The 16,981-nt window shown below is 73.1% G+C and carries 15 protein-coding genes and 1 pseudogene; 10 read left to right on the top strand and 6 right to left on the bottom strand.

Annotation, left to right across the window (positions count from 1 at the left end; genetic code table 11):
- Positions 1–337: 337 nt before the first annotated feature.
- The 10 genes from mvk to KCH48_RS35790 all read left to right on the top strand — a co-directional run bounded on the left by mvk (position 338) and on the right by KCH48_RS35790 (position 10,591).
- On the top strand, positions 338–1,375 hold the full coding sequence (gene mvk, locus KCH48_RS35835; RefSeq protein ID WP_210581185.1) for a mevalonate kinase: 1,038 nt from the start codon (positions 338–340) through the stop codon (positions 1,373–1,375).
- Positions 1,365–2,417, top strand: coding sequence for a diphosphomevalonate decarboxylase (gene mvaD / locus KCH48_RS35830; protein ID WP_210581183.1), 1,053 nt, complete (start codon positions 1,365–1,367; stop codon positions 2,415–2,417). The genes mvk and mvaD overlap by 11 nt, the downstream gene beginning before the upstream one ends.
- Complete coding sequence (locus KCH48_RS35825; RefSeq protein WP_246886399.1) at positions 2,414–3,538, top strand: phosphomevalonate kinase; 1,125 nt, start codon at positions 2,414–2,416, stop codon at positions 3,536–3,538. Before mvaD ends, KCH48_RS35825 begins: the two co-directional genes overlap by 4 nt.
- Entirely contained in the window at positions 3,535–4,626 is a 1,092-nt protein-coding gene (gene fni, locus KCH48_RS35820) for a type 2 isopentenyl-diphosphate Delta-isomerase (RefSeq protein ID WP_210581181.1), read from the top strand. Before KCH48_RS35825 ends, fni begins: the two co-directional genes overlap by 4 nt.
- On the top strand, positions 4,623–5,684 hold the full coding sequence (locus tag KCH48_RS35815; protein ID WP_210581179.1) for a hydroxymethylglutaryl-CoA reductase: 1,062 nt from the start codon (positions 4,623–4,625) through the stop codon (positions 5,682–5,684). The genes fni and KCH48_RS35815 overlap by 4 nt, the downstream gene beginning before the upstream one ends.
- Positions 5,685–5,686: 2 nt before the next feature.
- The gene (locus tag KCH48_RS35810) at positions 5,687–6,856 is read left to right on the top strand and encodes a hydroxymethylglutaryl-CoA synthase (RefSeq protein WP_210581178.1); all 1,170 of its coding nucleotides are present in this window, start codon (positions 5,687–5,689) and stop codon (positions 6,854–6,856) included.
- Between the two features lie 135 nt (positions 6,857–6,991).
- On the top strand, positions 6,992–8,026 hold the full coding sequence (locus tag KCH48_RS35805) for a 3-oxoacyl-ACP synthase III family protein (RefSeq protein WP_210581176.1): 1,035 nt from the start codon (positions 6,992–6,994) through the stop codon (positions 8,024–8,026).
- Between the two features lie 147 nt (positions 8,027–8,173).
- Positions 8,174–8,458, top strand: coding sequence for a Sec-independent protein translocase subunit TatA (tatA, locus tag KCH48_RS35800; protein ID WP_210581174.1), 285 nt, complete (start codon positions 8,174–8,176; stop codon positions 8,456–8,458).
- Between the two features lie 43 nt (positions 8,459–8,501).
- A complete protein-coding gene (gene tatC / locus KCH48_RS35795) occupies positions 8,502–9,467 on the top strand; it encodes a twin-arginine translocase subunit TatC (protein WP_210581172.1) in 966 nt (321 codons plus the stop codon).
- A 533-nt stretch (positions 9,468–10,000) separates the two neighbouring features.
- Entirely contained in the window at positions 10,001–10,591 is a 591-nt protein-coding gene (locus KCH48_RS35790; RefSeq protein ID WP_210581170.1) for a malonic semialdehyde reductase, read from the top strand.
- 21 nt (positions 10,592–10,612) lie between these two features.
- Here KCH48_RS35790 and KCH48_RS35785 read toward each other — a convergent pair whose 3' ends face one another.
- From KCH48_RS35785 to KCH48_RS35760, 6 genes and pseudogenes are all read right to left on the bottom strand, one after another.
- On the bottom strand, positions 10,613–10,909 hold the full coding sequence (locus KCH48_RS35785; protein ID WP_210581168.1) for a DUF6059 family protein: 297 nt from the start codon (positions 10,907–10,909) through the stop codon (positions 10,613–10,615).
- 121 nt (positions 10,910–11,030) lie between these two features.
- A complete protein-coding gene (locus tag KCH48_RS35780; RefSeq protein ID WP_210581166.1) occupies positions 11,031–11,171 on the bottom strand; it encodes a hypothetical protein in 141 nt (46 codons plus the stop codon).
- Positions 11,172–11,524: 353 nt separating this feature from the next.
- A complete protein-coding gene (locus KCH48_RS35775; RefSeq protein ID WP_210581164.1) occupies positions 11,525–14,866 on the bottom strand; it encodes a condensation domain-containing protein in 3,342 nt (1,113 codons plus the stop codon).
- Positions 14,867–14,946: 80 nt separating this feature from the next.
- The gene (locus KCH48_RS35770; RefSeq protein WP_210581163.1) at positions 14,947–15,147 is read right to left on the bottom strand and encodes a hypothetical protein; all 201 of its coding nucleotides are present in this window, start codon (positions 15,145–15,147) and stop codon (positions 14,947–14,949) included.
- Positions 15,148–15,359: 212 nt separating this feature from the next.
- A pseudogene (locus KCH48_RS35765) lies at positions 15,360–15,707 on the bottom strand (sec-independent translocase); the annotation flags it as partial.
- Positions 15,708–15,877: 170 nt separating this feature from the next.
- Entirely contained in the window at positions 15,878–16,831 is a 954-nt protein-coding gene (locus KCH48_RS35760; RefSeq protein ID WP_210581159.1) for an aromatase/cyclase, read from the bottom strand.
- Positions 16,832–16,981: the final 150 nt, after the last annotated feature.

Below are 16,981 nucleotides of genomic sequence, written 5' to 3'. Positions count from 1 at the left end.
CGCCCGAAGTGACCCACGTCACTTTCTGGCACTCTTGGCGGGCGGGCGGCCCCGTGTCACTATCGACGCACATCCCCCCTGCCCGAAAACTGTTACGGGGCAGTGGATTGGGTGCCGTGTCCGCGCGTTGGCGCCAGATGGACCGGGCCCCTGAGCGTACGGCACCGGCTTTCTTCCAAAAAGGCCGTCGATGCCTCCTCACCTCACCGCGTTCCGTGCTACGCGCCGTGGTTGTTGCCGCGTGCGGCCCGGTGAGCGTGCTGATCCCTGCAACTCCTGATGCAAGGAATGACGCCTGGCTGCATTCCTTCCGAGAAATCTGGACGATGCGATCTCAATGCAGAAACAACAAGGGGAGCTGAGTGCGTTGACTCTACCGACCTCAGTGGAGGGGGTTTCGGGAAACCATCGGGCTCGCTCCGTCGGTACCGGCCGCGCCCACGCCAAGGCCGTCCTTTTGGGTGAGCACGCGGTGGTGTACGGGAGTGCGGCGCTCGCTCTGCCGGTTCCGCAGCTCACGGCCACGGCGAGCGCCGGCTGGTCGTCCCATGCCTGCGGCGAGGGGGACGGGTTGTCGTTCACGATGACCGGCTCCGCCTCAAGGGCGGTGGTGACGCAGGCCTCCGACGGGCTGCGGCGGCTGGCCGCCGCCTTCACCGCCCGTATGGGCGTGGCGGGCCGGCCCCACCTCGATGTGATCCTCGACGGCTCCATCCCGCCCGGCCGCGGGCTGGGCTCCAGCGCCGCGAACTCGCGGGCGATCGTCCTGGCCCTGGCCGATCTCTTCGGCCAGGGCGTGAGCGAGAGCGCGGCGTTCGACCTGGTGCAGACGGCCGAGAACGTGACGCACGGCCGGGCCAGCGGCGTCGATGCCATGACCGTCGGCGCCGCGGCCCCGCTGCGGTTCCAGGCGGGCCGGGCACGGGAGTTGAGCATCGGCTGCGACGGCCTGTTCATCATCGCCGACAGCGGCACCGCGGGCAGCACCAAGGAAGCGGTCGAGCTGCTGCGGGCGGGATTCGAGCGCCGGGCAGGGGCGCGGGAGCGGTTCCTGCGCTTTGCCGCGCAGCTCGTCGAGGAGGCCGAGCAGGCTCTCGCCGCGGGCGAGGCGGCCGAACTGGGCCTGCGGCTCACCGGCTACCACGAGCTGCTGCGGGCGGCCGGCCTCAGTACCGGCCGGATCGACGCGATGGTCAAGGCCGCGCTCGCGGCGGGCAGCCTCGGCGCCAAGATCACCGGGGGCGGGCTGGGCGGCTGCGTCCTGGCCCTGACCCAGCCGGAGCAGGCCAGGCAGGTCGCCCGGCAGCTGCACGAAGCCGGCGCCGTCCAGACGTGGGTCGTGCCGCTGAGGAGGCTCGCCGACCATGCGCGCTGACCAGCCGGCCACGCTGAAGCCGCCGCAGGAACCCGGTGCCCGACCGGCGGCCACGGCCGTCGCGCACCCGAACATCGCGCTGATCAAGTACTGGGGCAAGCGCGACGAGCAGCTGTTCCTGCCCCGGACCGACAGCCTGTCGATGACGTTGGACATCTTCCCGACGACCACCCGCGTCCGGCTCGCCCCCGAGGCGGAGCAGGACGCGGTCACCCTCGGCGGGCTGCCCGCGACGGGTGAGGCCCAGCGGCGCATCGTCGCGTTCCTGGACCTGGTGCGCGAGCGCGCCGGGCTCAGTGAGCGGGCCGTCGTCGACACCGAGAACACCGTCCCCACCGGGGCCGGGCTCGCCTCCTCGGCCAGCGGGTTCGCCGCTCTGGCCGTCGCCGCCGCCGCCGCGTACGGGCTCACTCTCGACGCCACCGCGCTCTCGCGCCTGGCCCGGCGCGGGTCCGGGTCGGCCTCGCGGTCCATCTTCGGCGACTTCGCCGTCTGGCACGCCGGGACGACCACCGGCACGGCCGCGCAGGCGGACGTGAGCTCGTACGCCGAACCGGTGCCTGCCGCCGGCCTCGACCCGGCGCTGGTCATCGCGGTGGTCAACGCCGGCCCCAAGGCCATCTCCAGCCGTGCGGCGATGCGCCAGACCGTCGACACCTCCCCGCTGTACGAGCCGTGGGCCCGCTCCAGCACCGGTGACCTGGCCGACATGCGGGCGGCGCTGATCCGCGGCGACCTGGAGGCGGTCGGGGAGATCGCGGAGCGCAACGCGCTCGGTATGCACGCGACCATGCTGGCGGCGCGCCCGGCGGTGCGCTACCTGTCGCCTGCCACGCTCACCGTGCTGGACAGCGTGGGGCAGCTCAGGCGGGACGGTATCGCGGCCTACGCGACGATGGACGCCGGGCCGAACGTCAAGGTGCTGTGCCGGCGCGCGGATGCGGAGAAGGTGGCCGCGGTGGTGCGCGGCGCCGCCCCGCAAGGTTCGGTGCACATCGCCGGGCCGGGGCCCGGTGCCCGCCTGCTGAACGAGGGCGGATGATGACGGGCCGGCGACCGGTCGTGCGGCGCGCGCCGGGCAAGCTGTTCGTCGCGGGCGAGTACGCGGTGGTGGAGCCCGGCAACCCGGCGATCCTGGTGGCGGTCGACCGCTACCTGAGTGTCACCGTGTCCGGCCGGGCCGGATCCGGCGTCGTGATCTCCTCCGACCTCGGCCCGCGCGAGGTGCGCTGGCAGTGGCGCGACGGCCGGCTCGACATGGACGGCGAAGACGAAGACGACGCCCGGCGTGAGCACAGCCGGCTGGCCCATGTGGTGTCCGCGATCGAGACCGTGGGCGCGCTGCTGGCCGAACGCGGCCTGCCCATGCCCGCGTTGAGCGTCTCGGTCCACAGCGCGCTGCACGAGGCGGGACGGAAGTACGGCCTGGGCTCGAGCGGCGCGGTGACCGTGGCGAGTGTGGCGGCCGTGGCGTCGTACTGCGGTCTTGCCCTCTCCCGCGAGGCCCGGTTCAAGCTGGCCCTGCTCGCCACGGCCCGCCTCGACCCGAAGGGCTCCGGCGGTGATCTCGCCGCCGGCACCTGGGGCGGCTGGATCGCGTATCAGGCACCCGACCGGGACGCGGTGCTCGACCTGGCCCGCCGCCGGGGCATCGAGGAAGCGCTCGCCGCCCCCTGGCCGCATTTCGCCGTCCGCCGGCTGCCGCCCCCCAACAACCTGTGCCTGGAGGTCGGCTGGAGCGGAAAACCGGCCTCCACCGCATCCCTGGTGTCCGGCCTGCACCAGCGGACCTGGCGGGGCAGCGCCTCGCACCACACGTTCATGAAGACCACCACCGACCTGGTGCGCGCCGCGATCGGCGCGCTCGAGGCCGGCGACGGCCCGGGCCTGCTGCACCAGATCCGGCGGGCCCGCCACGAGCTGGCCCGCCTCGACGACGAGGTCGGCCTCGGCATCTTCACCACCGAGCTGACGGCACTGTGCGACGCCGTCGAGGGCGTCGGCGGTGCGGCCAAGCCCTCGGGGGCAGGCGGCGGCGACTGCGGCATCGCCCTGCTGGACGCCGGCGCCCCCCACGACATCGCGCACGTACACAGGCGGTGGGCCGCGGCCGGGGTGCTGCCCCTGCCGGTGCGTCCCGCCCTGGAAGGGAACGAGGAATGAGCGCTTCGCGCAAGGACGACCACGTCCGGCTCGCCATGGAGCAGCAGCACGCGCACAGCGGACGCAACCAGTTCGACGAGGTGTCGTTCGTCCACCACGCCCTGGCCGGCATCGACCGGCCGGACGTGTCGTTGGCGACGACCTTCGCCGGCCTCACCTGGCAGGCGCCGCTCTACATCAACGCGATGACCGGCGGCAGCGCCAAGACCGGCGCCATCAACCGGGACCTGGCCACCGCCGCCCGCGAGACCGGCGTGGCCATCGCGTCCGGTTCCATGCACGCCTACTTCAAGGACCCCTCCTGCGCGGACACCTTCCGGGTGCTGCGCACACAGAACCCGCACGGGTTCGTCATCGCCAACGTCAACGCCACCTGCTCGGTCGACAACGCACAGCGCGCCATCGACCTGATCGAGGCGAACGCCCTGCAGATCCACCTCAACACCGCCCAGGAGACACCGATGCCGGAAGGGGACCGGTCGTTCGGGTCCTGGGCGGCGCAGATCGAGAAGATCGCCGGACACGTCGATGTCCCCGTGATCGTCAAGGAGGTCGGCAACGGCCTGAGCCGCGAGACGGTCCTCGCGCTGCCGGGCCTGGGCGTGCGGGTCGCGGACGTCAGCGGCCGCGGCGGCACGGACTTCGCCCGCATCGAGAACGGCCGGCGCGCACTCGCCGACTACGCCTACCTGCACGACTGGGGGCAGTCCACCGTCGCCTGTCTGCTGGACGCGCAGGACGCCGGTATCCCCGTGCTGGCCTCCGGCGGGGTCCGCAACCCGCTCGACGTGGCCCGCGCCCTGGCCCTGGGCGCCCGCGCCGTCGGCTCCTCCGGCGGATTCCTGCGCACCCTGATCGACGGCGACGTCGCCGCGCTCGTCACGCAGATCTCGACCTGGCTCGACCAGCTCGCCGCCCTGCAGACCATGCTCGGCGCGCGCACGCCGGCCGACCTGTCCCGCTGCGATCTGCTGGTGGGCGGCGAGCTGAGGAACTTCTGCCTCGACCGGGGCATCGACACCCGGCGGCTCGCCCAGCGTTCCAGCTCCATCGACGCCCTTACCGAGATGACGGGAAGCACACCATGACTGAAGCACACGCGATCGCCGGGGTCCCGATGCGGTGGGTGGGGCCCCTTCGCGTCTCGGGCAACGTCGCCGACACCGAGATCCAGGTTCCGCTGGCCACCTACGAGTCGCCGCTGTGGCCGTCGGTGGGCCGGGGGGCGAAGGTGTCCCGGCTGGCCGAGAAGGGCATCGTCGCCACCCTCGTGGATGAGCGGATGACGCGTTCGGTGCTGGTCGAGGCGCGTGACGCGCAGACCGCGCTGACGGCCGCGCGGATGATCGAGGCCCGCATCGACGAGCTGCGCGACGTGGTGCGCGGGTGCAGCCGGTTCGCCCAGCTGATCGGCATCCGGCACGAGATCAACGCCAACCTGCTGTTCATCCGGTTCGAGTTCTCCACCGGCGACGCCTCCGGGCACAACATGGCCACCCTCGCCTCCGACGCGCTGCTGGCGCACCTGCTGCAGACCGTCCCGGGCATCTCCTACGGATCGATCTCCGGCAACTACTGCACGGACAAGAAAGCCACCGCGATCAACGGCATCCTCGGCCGCGGCAAGAACGTGGTCACCGAACTGCTCGTACCGCGACAGGTGGTGGCCGGCGTCCTGCACACGAGTGCCGCGAAGATCGTCGAGCTGAACATCCGCAAGAACCTGCTGGGAACCCTGCTCGCCGGCGGTATCCGCTCGGCGAACGCCCACTACGCGAACATGCTACTCGCGTTCTACCTGGCGACCGGCCAGGACGCGGCCAACATCATCGAAGGCTCCCAGGGCGTCGTCATGGCCGAGGACCGCGACGGCGACCTCTACTTCGCCTGCACCCTGCCCAACCTGATCGTCGGCACGGTCGGCAACGGCAAGGGCCTGGGCTTCGTGGAGACGAACCTGACCCGGCTCGGCTGCCGGGCCGACGCCGCGCCCGGCGAGAACGCCCGCCGGCTCGCCGTCCTCGCCGCGGCCACCGTGCTGTGCGGTGAACTCTCGCTGCTCGCGGCCCAGACGAACCCCGGTGAACTCATGCGCGCGCACGTGGCGCTGGAACGCGACAACACGACCGTAAAGGTAGGTGCATAGGCATGTCCCTCTCCATCGGAATACACGACCTGTCGTTCGCGACAGCCGAGTTCGTCCTGCCGCACACCGCACTGGCCGCCTACAACGGCACCGAGATCGGCAAATACCATGTGGGCATCGGCCAGGAGTCGATGAGCATTCCGGCCGCCGACGAGGACATCGTGACCATGGGCGCGGCGGCCGCCGCGCCCATCATCGCCCGGCACGGCAGCGACCGGATCCGCACGGTCGTGTTCGCCACCGAGTCCTCCATCGACCAGGCCAAGTCGGCCGGGGTGTACGTCCATTCCCTGCTCCAGCTGCCCTCAGCCACCCGCGTCGTCGAGCTGAAGCAGGCCTGCTACGGGGCGACGGCGGCCCTGCAGTTCGCCATCGGCCTGGTCCGGCGTGATCCCGCCCAGCAGGTCCTCGTGATCGCCAGCGACGTCTCCAAGTACGAGCTGGACAGCCCCGGCGAGGCCACCCAGGGCGCGGCGGCGGTGGCCATGCTGGTCGGCGTGGATCCCGCCCTGGTACGCATCGAGGACCCCTCGGGCCTGTTCACCGCCGACGTCATGGACTTCTGGCGGCCCAACTACCGCGATGCGGCCCTGGTCGACGGGCACGAGTCCATCAACGCGTATCTGCAGGCGGTGGAGGGCACCTGGAAGGACTACACGGAGCAGGGCGGCCGCACCCTGGAGGAGTTCGCCGCGTTCTGCTACCACCAGCCGTTCACCAAGATGGCCTACAAGGCCCACCGCCACCTGCTGAACTACTGCGGCCACGACACCGACAAGGACCACATCGCGCGCGCCGTCGCACAGACCACGGCCTACAACACCGTGGTCGGCAACAGCTACACCGCATCGGTGTACCTCGCGCTGGCCGCGCTGCTCGACCAGGCCGGCGACCTGAGCGGCCGGCCCATCGGCCTGTTCAGCTACGGCTCCGGCAGCGTCGCCGAGTTCTTCGCCGCCACCGTGGTCGCCGGCTACCGCGAGCACCTGCGCACCGAGCAGAACCATCAGGCGATCGCACGGCGCAGGCCCGTCGACTACGCCGGCTACCGCGCGCTGCACGAGCGGTCCTTCCCGACCGACGGCGGCCACCACGCCACCGAGGCCCAGAGCACCGGGCCCTTCCGGCTGGCCGGGCTCAGCGGCCACAAGCGCCTCTACGAGAGGCGCTAGCACCACCCTTCAGCACCGCCTGCGCTGCGTGGGCGGCCTGTCGCGGGCTGCCCGCGCACCAGCTCAGCCATGGCCGCCTACCCGCCGGCCTTTCACACCTTGTGTTCACAGACCCATGGAGGGGAGGGCACGCGCATGAGGGATGTCAAGAACCTCGGTCCGGGTGCCGACGGGCCGGACAGGATCGTCGGCACCATCGATGTCAGGATTGTCGGTACGGGCGCCTACGTGCCGGAAAGGATCGTCTCCAACGACGAAGTCGGTGCGCCGGCCGGGGTGGACGACGCCTGGATCACCCGTAAGACCGCGATCCGCGAGCGGCGCTGGGCCGCCGGCGGGCAGGCCACGTCGGATCTGGCGACGGCCGCGGCGCGTGCCGCGATGGAATCGGCCGGCATCACCGCCGAGCAGCTGTCCGTGATCGCGGTCGCCACGTCCACACCGGACCGGCCCCAGCCGCCCACGGCGGCCTACGTCCAGCAAAACCTCGGCGCGGCCGGCACCGCGGCGTTCGACGTCAACGCGGTGTGTTCGGGCACCGTGTTCGCGCTCTCCGCGGTCGGCAGCACGATCCTGCGGCGGGGCGGCTATGCGCTGGTCATCGGCGCGGACGTGTACTCGCGCATCCTGAACCCGGCCGACCGCAGGACGGTCGTGCTGTTCGGGGACGGCGCCGGCGCGATGATCCTCGGCACGACAGACACGGGCCCGCTCGTCCGGCATGTCGCACTGCACACGTTCGGTGACCTCACGGGCCTGATCCAGGTGCCCGCGGGCGGCAGCCGGCTGCCCCTGGATGGGGCCGGCCTCGACGCGGGAGCGCAGTACTTCGCGATGGACGGGCGCGAAGTGCGCCGCTTCGTCGTGGAGCAGCTGCCGCAGCTGGTCAAGGGATTCCTCCACGAGGCCGGTGTCGAGCCCGCCGACATCAGCCACTTCATCCCGCACCAGGCCAACGGCGTCATGCTCGACGAAGTCGTCAAGGACCTGGGCCTGCCCCGCGCCACCATGCACCGCACGCTGACGCACTACGGCAACACGGGAGCCGCCTCCATCCCGATCACCCTGGACGCGGCCGCCCGCGCCGGCGCCTTCCGTCCGGGCGAGCTGATCCTCCTGGCCGGCTTCGGCGGCGGCATGGCGGCGAGTTTCGCGCTGGTCGAATGGTGAAAGGGGCCTGGAAAACGGCTCAAGAGACAGTTGCACGGCCACACGGCGGCCTTTGTTGCGTCCTATTCTCCTCTCGTCGTGCCCCCCCTTGGGCCGGCACCTCCACATGCGCAACAGATCCCTGCTTCGGCATGAAGGAAGTGGCACATGATAGGCAATCTGAAGCCCCTGGAGATCGTTCTGATCATTGCTCTCGTCGCGCTGCTTTTCGGCGCGAAGAAGCTCCCGGAAATGGCCCGCTCGCTCGGCAAGTCCGCTCGCATTCTCAAAAGCGAGGCCAAAGCGATGAAAAAGGACGACGAGGCCACCGCGGCCCCGCACCACCCCGCACAGGCCGCCGGGCAGGCCGTGCCCCGCACCCTGGAGGCCGCGCCACCGGACGTGACCGGCTCGGTTGCGGTGAGCGAGCCGCACCGCACCGTCCACAGCTGACGCCGGCCGCCGGCCACCGCCGCACGAGACGGAGGAGAGCGGGGTGCTCACCACTGCCCGCAAGCAGAAGAAGAACACCGGGGGGCGGATGCCCCTCGCGGAGCACCTGCGTGAGCTGCGCAACCGGCTGCTGACGTCAGTTCTGGCGGTCCTGGCCGTCACGGTCGTCGCCGCCGTCTTCTACCAGGAACTGATCGACTTCCTGCTGAGGCCGATCCTTGACTCCGTGGGCTGCGTGGACGGCTCGCTGCGGCAGGCGAACGGCGAGCCGTGCGCCGACATGACCGTCAACGGCCTCATCGCGCCCTTCTCGATCGCGCTCAAGGTCTCCCTCATGTCCGGCGTGGTCCTGGCCTCACCGATCTGGCTGTACCAGCTGTGGGCCTTTATGGCTCCCGGCCTGCACACCCGTGAGAGGACGTACGCGCTGGCCTTCGTCGGCGCCGGTGTGCCGCTGTTCCTCGGCGGTGCCGTGCTCGCCTACGTGATTCTTCCGCAGACCGCGACCGTCCTTTTGGGCTTCACCCCCCAGGACACCACCAATCTCCTCCCGGTCGACGACTACCTCGACCTGATCACCCGCATGGTGATCGTCTTCGGGCTCGCCTTCGAGCTGCCGCTGCTGCTCGTGCTGCTCAACATCACCGGAGCGCTGAGCGGGAAGCGGCTGGCCGGCTGGTGGCGCGGCATGCTCATGGGCATCGCCCTGTTCTCCGCCATCGCCACGCCGACCGGTGACCCGCTGACCATGCTGTCGCTGGCCGCCCCGATCGCGCTCCTGTGCGTCATCGCGCTGGTCATCTGCCTGCTCAACGACAGACGCCGCGCCCGGGCCGACCCCGACGCCGGCCTCGGCGACGACGAAGCGTCCCCCCTCGGCCCGGGCCCGCAGGACGTGGGCGCGGCCGAGCCGGTCCGCGCCGCACCGCACGCCACCGCGCAGGCCGGCCCGGACCAGGGACCCGGCCCGGACCGGGGGCGGCTGACCGCTCACGGCGACATCACCTGACGGGCCGCAGCGGTGCCGAGCAGCGCGCAGCGCAGACGGGCCGCCCGGGCCCCGGCCCCCGGGGGCCGGGGCCCGGGGGCCGGGGCCCGGGGGCCGGGGCCCGGGGGCCGAGGCCGGGGGCCGAGGCCCGGGGGCCGAGGCCGGGAGCCGAGGCCCGGGGCCGGGGCCGGGAGCCGGGAGCCGAGGGCCGAGGGCCTGGGGGCCGAGGGCCCGGGCGGTCCGGGGGGTCACGCCGTCCGCCCCGGGCCGCCCTGTCACGACCTGTACTGCCGGGTTCGCCGGGCTGGGTCCCGTGGTCTTCGCGGCCGGGCGAAGACCGCGGCCTGCACGGGCACGCAGGCCTCACGGGCACGAAGCCCGTGAAGGCCGCTTCGGCCGCCTCGGCCGCTGGGCCAGGCGGCTGCGGGCGGGACGGAGAAACGGGGGCCGCGCGGTGAGAGCGATGACGCCCGGCCGGTTCCCCGGAGAGTCCAAGCGTGCTGTGCGCCGTGCGCGCACGCCGGTCCACCGCCCCTGACACAAAGGTTGCAGCCATGTCGCTTGTCCTTGACACCACCGCCCAGAACCTCCTGTTCCGCGAGGCCCGGACCGCGAACACGTTCACCGACGAGCCGGTGACCGAGCAGCAGATCCAGGCGATCTACGACCTGGTCAAGTACGGTCCGACCGCCTTCAACCAGGCCCCGCTGCGCATCACCCTGGTCCGCTCCGCCGAGGCCCGCGGCCGCCTGGTGGAGCACATGGCCAAGGCCAACCGCGCCAAGACCGCCACCGCCCCGCTGGTCGCGATCCTGGCCGTGGACAACGAGTTCCACGAGGAACTGCCCAAGCTGCTCCCCCGCCTGCCGCAGATCAAGGACCTGCTCTACGCCGAGCGCCCGGTCCGCGAGCGGTCCGCCCTGGTCAACGGCGCCCTGCAGGCCGCGTACTTCATCATGGGCGTCCGCGCCGCCGGCCTGGCCGCCGGCCCGATGACCGGTTTCGACTTCGCCGGTGTCCAAAAGGACTTCCTGGACGACGACCACGGCCCGCTGATGATCGTCAACATCGGCAGGCCGGGCCCGGACGCCTGGGCGCCGCGCTCCCCGCGGCTGGACATCGGCGAGGTCATCACCACCGTCTGACCGGCCGGCCCCGGGCGGTGGTCAGGTGCCGGGGACACGCCCTTCGGCGTGGTACGCCGGCCACAGCTCACGGGCGAGCTGCCGCTCCGTCGCAGACAGCGGCAGGTCCGCGCGCACCCGCTCGGGGTGGGCGGGCGGCGGCCCGTGCCGGGCGTGTGCGAAGGGATCGTGCGTGCACGCGACCGAGGAGTATTCGCAGGCCGCGTGATAGGCCTCGGGGCTGGTGTAGAGGGACCCGAAGGCCACCAGGGCCCGCCACAGCGGGCGCAGGCAATGGTCCACCACCGCCTGCCGGCCGCGACGCAACAACCGTTTCATGACCGCTCCCTGTACCTTCGCTCGCGGCTGTCTTTGCAGGCTGTCAAGGTCCGCTCGCACCTGGGTCGAGGATGGGCTGTGGCGGCAGCGGCCCGCCTCGCCGCGCGGGCCGTCCCGGCAGTCAGTCGATGCCGCGCACGACGTGGGGCTCCCAGGTGTCGTCCTCGTCGATTCCGGCCAGCAGGAGCGGCGGCACGTGCGGCAGGGAAAGATCCCTGCGCTCGTGGGGCATCCTGCCGCCCTCCTCTTCGGTGTCGTACATCTGATCCTCCTGTCCGGCCGGCTCACGGGGGGGCAGCGGCCGGGCCTGTCGGGCCGTCGGCCGTGACGCCGGCGCGGCAGGCCTGCTGTGGGGCCCGGCGGCGGGGCGCGCACCGGGCGTACGCCGCGGCCGGGTGGGCCCCGGGGGCCGCACCTGTGGGGGCAGCGGTGGGCAGTGCCTGCGGGGCAGTGCCTCAGACTCCCGGCGGGGCCGCCCATGCATCAGCCACCCTGCACAACGCCGCACGAGAAACGCTCGAGGAACGGTGGGGAAACGGCGGGCGGGCACCGCCGGGGCGGTGCCCGCGGGCGCAGGGCGCGCGCTGCGCGGGGCCGGCCCTCCGGCGGGGTGTGCTATGCGCCGTCGGTGTCCGAGGGCCGGCCGGTGGCGGCGTTCAGGGCTGCGGCCAGCTCGCGGGCCCGCTCCCACTCGTCTGCCGTCGCACCGGCGAGTACCACCCGCGGCGGGCGGTGGCCGTCCGCCGCGATGCGCCGGGCGATGTCACAGGCGCGGGCACCGGCTCCGGAGAATCCGCCGAGCAGCAGAAAGCGGCCCTGGCCGAGCGCGGTGAGGGCGGGCGGTGCGCCGCCCGGGCCGGCCTCGGTGGGGAGCACCAGCAGTTCCTGGGGGCCCTCATAGGCGTGGGCCAGCAGGTCGTAGCAGGTGAGGGGGGCGCCCGGCGGCGGTATCAGGCAGATCGTCCCCGCCTGGTCCTGGCGCGCGGCGCGCAGGGTGACCCAGGGGGTGTCCTGGCCGTCGTGAAGGGCGTCGGCCATGAGGGGGGCGGTGCTGTCCTCAAGGAGCTGCAGGGCTTCGTCGACGGTGGTGGACTCATCCGCCCACAGGGGAAGTTCACGCAGCAGCAGGACGCTGTGCGCCAGCAGTTCGCCGGCCGCCTCCTCCCCGAGCTGGGCCCGGTCGTGGACCTCCGTGAGGACCAGGCCGCCCGCGCTGTCGTGGTGGGCCAGCAGCCCGACGGGGAGCACGGAGTGGGCGGGCAGGATGCCCGGGAACTCGGCCCCCAGGCCGTGGGCGGCGAGTTCGGCCTCCAGGCCCTGCACCGGATGCGGCGGGTCCTCGAAGGCGATGACGGTGTCGGCGTGGGCGCTGCTGTGGCTCCAGGCGCGGATCCAGTCGGCGGGTACCCATTCGTATGCGGACATCTCCAGGGCGCGGTCGCGCAGCTGCCGCAGCAGATGCGGCACCGGGCCCGCCGGGTCCACCTCGACGGTCATGGGCAGCGGGTTGCGCAGCGGCCCCGGTATCCGGGCCGCGCCGTCCAGCGCTATGCCGCGCCCCGACACGGTCACCGCGAAACAGACGGGGGCCGCTTGGGTGGCGCCGGAGGCCCAGTAGATCAGCATGGCCCAGACGGCCTGCAGCACGCTGCTCTCGGCGGTGCCCCAGGTGCCGGCCCAGCGGGCGAGGCGGGCGGTGTCGGCGGGGTCCAGGCGCAGCCGGGCACGGCCGGCGCCGGTCAGGCCGGTGGCGGCGGGCCGGCCGGGCCGTGAGGCCGCGCCGTCGGGGGGCGCGCTGCGCGCCCAGAACCCGCGGGCGGGCTCCGGATTCTGGGCCGCGACCCAGGCCGTGTAGTCGCGCAGGTCGGGGCGGCGCTCACCGCCGGGCAGGGTGCCGCCGGCGAGATAGGCGCGGTAGAACTCGCGCAGCAACAGGTGCGCGCTCCAGGTGTCGAGCAGGGCCCGGTGGTAGCTGACCAGGATCCGGGTGGGGGCGAGGGCGGTGTCGGGCGGGGTGTGCTGCGCGTCCAGCAGGGTCAGGCGCAGCAGTGCGGGGCAGTGCAGGTCGAAGCCGCGCAGCCGGTCCCGCTCGAGGAAGGGCTGCCAGTCGTCGTCGCTGACGGCCCGGCGGGTGATCTCGGGCACGACCCGGTCGTGGACCACGAGCAGCGGTTCGCCGCCGCCGGTGAACGCGGTGCGCAGCACCGTCTCGCAGTCGAACACCGACTGCCAGGCCGCGGCGAAGCGGGCGGCGTCGAGCGGGCCGTGCCAGAGCCATACGAGCTGTTCGACATGGCGTCCGGTGCCGGGCCGTCCCTCGCCGCCGGTGTACAGCGCCGACTGCTGGGGGGTGGCCCGCAGGACGAGCGGAGCCGGCGCGGCGGGCGCGTCGGCGAGCTCCTCCAGCAGATCCCGCAGCAGGTCCTTCAGGGCGGCCACCGACGTGTCGGTGACGCCGTCCGCGGGGGCGGTGGTCCAGTCGAGGCCGATGTGCAGCCGGCCGTGGGCGGCCTGGGCCCTGACCTCGATGCGGTGGGCGGGCCGGCCCGGTGTGCTGCCGTGCGCGGGCCGGGCGAAGCCGGGCAGCAGTTCGCCGGGGCCGGGCACGCTCAGACACGTGGGGGCGGGCGGCAGTTCACGCAGCCGGCGCCGCAGCAGCGGATCGGGGGCCCACTCGCGGCAGGCTCCGAAGCCGGCGCCGCCCGGGGCGCCGCCCGCGCAGTCGGCCAGGGGGCCGGCCAGCGCGGTGAGCTGGCCCAGGGCATCGAGGCCGGGGTCCGGTGTGAGATGGACCGGGTAGGGGTCGGTGAGCCGGCCCACGTGCTCGCGCAGGCCGGGCCGGCCGCTGCGGGGGTCGCCGCGCACGTCGAAGCTGACCTCGTCGGATCCCTGCCAGCGGGCCAGGGCGAGCGCGAACACGCCGGTCAGCACCTGTGCGGGGGTCAGCGCGAGGCGCCGGGCCAGGATCTGGACGATCCGCTCGGTGCGGTCCTCGTCCAGGACGAACCCGGTGTGGCGGACCTGGCCGGGCCCGGCGCCCGGCCCGGCCGGCGGGGCGGGCCGGTGGGAGTCGCCCGCCCGCAGCCTGCGCCCGGCGACCAGGCTCCAGTGCCGCGCCTCGGCGGGGTTATGGGCCAGCTCCCGCAGTTCGCCGACCCAGTCGGCCAGGTGGTCGGGCCGGCGCCGGGGCCGGGCCGGACGTCCGGCGGCCACCGCGTCGAGGGCGGCGCTCAGGTCGTCGAGCAGGACGGGCCAGGACGCGGCGTCCACGGCGAGCTCATGCACGAGTACGGCAAGCCGGTCGGCACGCGGTCCGGCCGGACGGCGGTCCCGGGCGAGCAGCGCCCGCAGCTGGAGGCCGGCGCGCACATCGAGCGTGCGGCCGGTGAGGTCCACCGCCGCGCCGAAGCCGGCCTCGTCGGTGAACTCCCTCTCCACCAGCGGATCCGGCCGTCCGGCCGGCCCGTCGCCGGCCTGGGTGGTGAGCCAGCCGTCCGCGGCAAGGCGCGAGCGCAGCTGAGGGTGGGCGGCCAGGACGGCGCCCAGGGCCTCGCGCAGCGCGCCCGCGCCCGGCGCAGTGTCCGTTTCGAGCAGCACCGCCTCATACCGGTGCGCTCGGCCGGATGCGAGGAGGGCGCGCTGGGCGGTGGTCAGCGGGTGGTCGGCGGCGGGCGGCGGCTCGGTGAGCCGGTCGGCGATGCGGCCCGAGACGAAGGCGGCGGGCCCTGCCTCCGCCGCCCACAACCGCAGCGTGTGGTGGTCGGGCCCGTGCCGCAGCAGCTGGTGCTGCGGCACGGGCCTGCCTGGGCCCTCGGCGGTGAGCTCGCCCAGGATGTGGTCCAGGGCGGCACGGTCGAGCGGCCCGCGCAGCTCGAGGTCCCACCGGCTCGCATGCGGGGCGGGCCCGGGGTCGACGAGCACGGAGATCGGCGCGTGTGGACAACGGTGAACAGTCATGGTGGCCGGGGTGTGCGGTCCGTCGCGGGGCCGGATACCCTTCTCTCCTTTCTGCGGGCGCTGAACGGGCAGGCAGGCTCCTACAACGACATCACCGCCGTGCCCGGGGGCGGCGCCCCGGCCGGATCACGTCCCCGCGCGCCGCAGCCGGCCGCGGCGGCGGCACGGCACAAGGTCACGCACCGGCCCGGGAGGGCGGGGGCGGCACGGGTGGATGCGGCGCGGGCGGCGCCGGGCGGCGTACGGGCGGGCCGGGCCGGGCTGTCGTGCCTGTCCCTCATGACGGCCTCCTGGCCTGCCTGACGTCCACAACGGTCGGGCTCAGCACGCTAGTTGCCGTACCGCCCCGGCGTCCGTTTTCCCAAGCGGGTGTGCAGCGGGGGCCGAGCGGTGTCCCAGCGGGCCGGGCCCGTGACCACACCCGACCGGGCAGGCCGGGGCGGGGCGCGCCGGGGCGGGGAGGGACGGTCAGCGGCTACGGCGACGTGGGGGGTGCGGGCCTGCGGGCCGGCTCGCTCTGGGGGCCGTTCACCGCGTCGGCGACGTCTGCCGCTTCCTTGCGCAGGTCGAAGCTGTCGCGGATCTCCCCCAGGCCCAGTTCGTCGCTGGCCAGCTGCTTGCGGAGGAACGTCTTGGGATTCAGGTCCTCGAAGGTGACGTCCTTGAACTCGGGGCCGAGTTCCTCGCGGATGTCCTGCTGGGCCTGGTCCGAGAAGGCCCGGACCTTCCGGATGATCCTGGCCGCGTCCTGGATCACCTTCGGCAGCTTGTCCGGGCCGAAGACGAGCACGGCAACAATCGCGAGCATCACCAGCTCAAGCGCGCCTATGTCATTGAACATTGCAGCTCCTCGCCGTGTCCGGGCAGAAAACCACGGTAGGGGGTAACCGGCCAGGCACTGCTTTTGGTGTGCCGCGGCTCGACTCCTTCCCGAGGATTCCCGCAGCACATCGCTGTCGTTTCCCGTCCGCAAGGCTGCTTGGGGGCGCAGCCGCCCGCGCCCGGCCGCCGTCACAGCATGCGGACGGCGCTTTCCGCATGCTGCTTGGCCCGGGCCAGCAGGGCCAGGCCCTCCTGGCGCAGCGCCTGGCGCACATGCCAGCGGGCGTGTGCCAGGCCCGCCCGCTCGCCCAGCACGGCGGCGATGTTCTCCTCGCGCAGCACGACGCTGTGCTGCGCGAGGACGGTCACCCCCGTCTCGTCCGGGACGACGGACCATTCGCCGGTGTGGGCCGTGAGCAGGGGGGAGGTCGCGGTCTCCTTGTAGACGATGCGGCCCGCGTGCGGGAAGCAGATCCGCACCGACTCGGCGCTGTGCGCACCGGACTCGGTCAGCGTCTGCACTCTCATGCGCTGCACCCCGGGCGCGTCCTCGGTGAGGTCGACCCCGGTGACGTGCTCGACCAGCTGGGGCCAGGCCCCGGCCCGGTAGAGGAAGTCGTAGACCAGCTCGGCCGGACCGTGGACGCGCACCGAGTCCTCGAAGGACAGGACCAGTTCGTCCAGGCGCGTCCACCGCTCGGCGAAGGCCTTCACCTCGGCGAGCTGGGCGCGGCTGTGGCCGCCGGTGGCGCGCTGCGCCCACGCCACGTCATCGGGCCGGCCCTGGGTGATGCTGAAGTCGTACAGCAGCTCCAGCTCGCTGCGGTGCGCCCCCGTGGACCGCACGTTCAAGGTGCCGCCCATCGAGTTGAACGGCGACACGGGCAGTTCCTGCCCGAAGTCCACGCGGCGCTTCACCGGGTCCAGGTGCCGCCACGAGGTCCATGACGTCAGCCGGCCGTCCATGAGGGACCACATCCGCAGCCACCCCCGTTCGCCGTCGAACTCCAGCTGCTCCACATGGATGACCGGGGAGAAATACAGCGGCCACTTCACCGCGTCGGCCACCAGCGCGTAGACCACACCGGCGGGTGCGGACACGTGCACCGTGTGCGCGGTCTTGTCCGCGAGCTCAGCAGACATCTGAACACCTCTCCTTGCCTTTACGCGGACGGGGACGCCAGCAGAATGCGGACGGCCGGACGAAAACCGCTGCAGCCTGAGCGGATGACACGCTGCCCCCTCCCCCCCCCCCCCCCCCCCCCCCCCCCCCCCCCCCCCCCCCCCCCCCCG

The sequence above is a fragment of the Streptomyces sp. GESEQ-4 genome, assembly GCF_017948455.1.
In the GTDB taxonomy this organism is placed as follows: domain Bacteria; phylum Actinomycetota; class Actinomycetes; order Streptomycetales; family Streptomycetaceae; genus Streptomyces.
The sequence above is the reverse complement of the archived record's forward strand: the minus strand, read 5'-3'. Positions and strand labels throughout refer to the sequence as shown.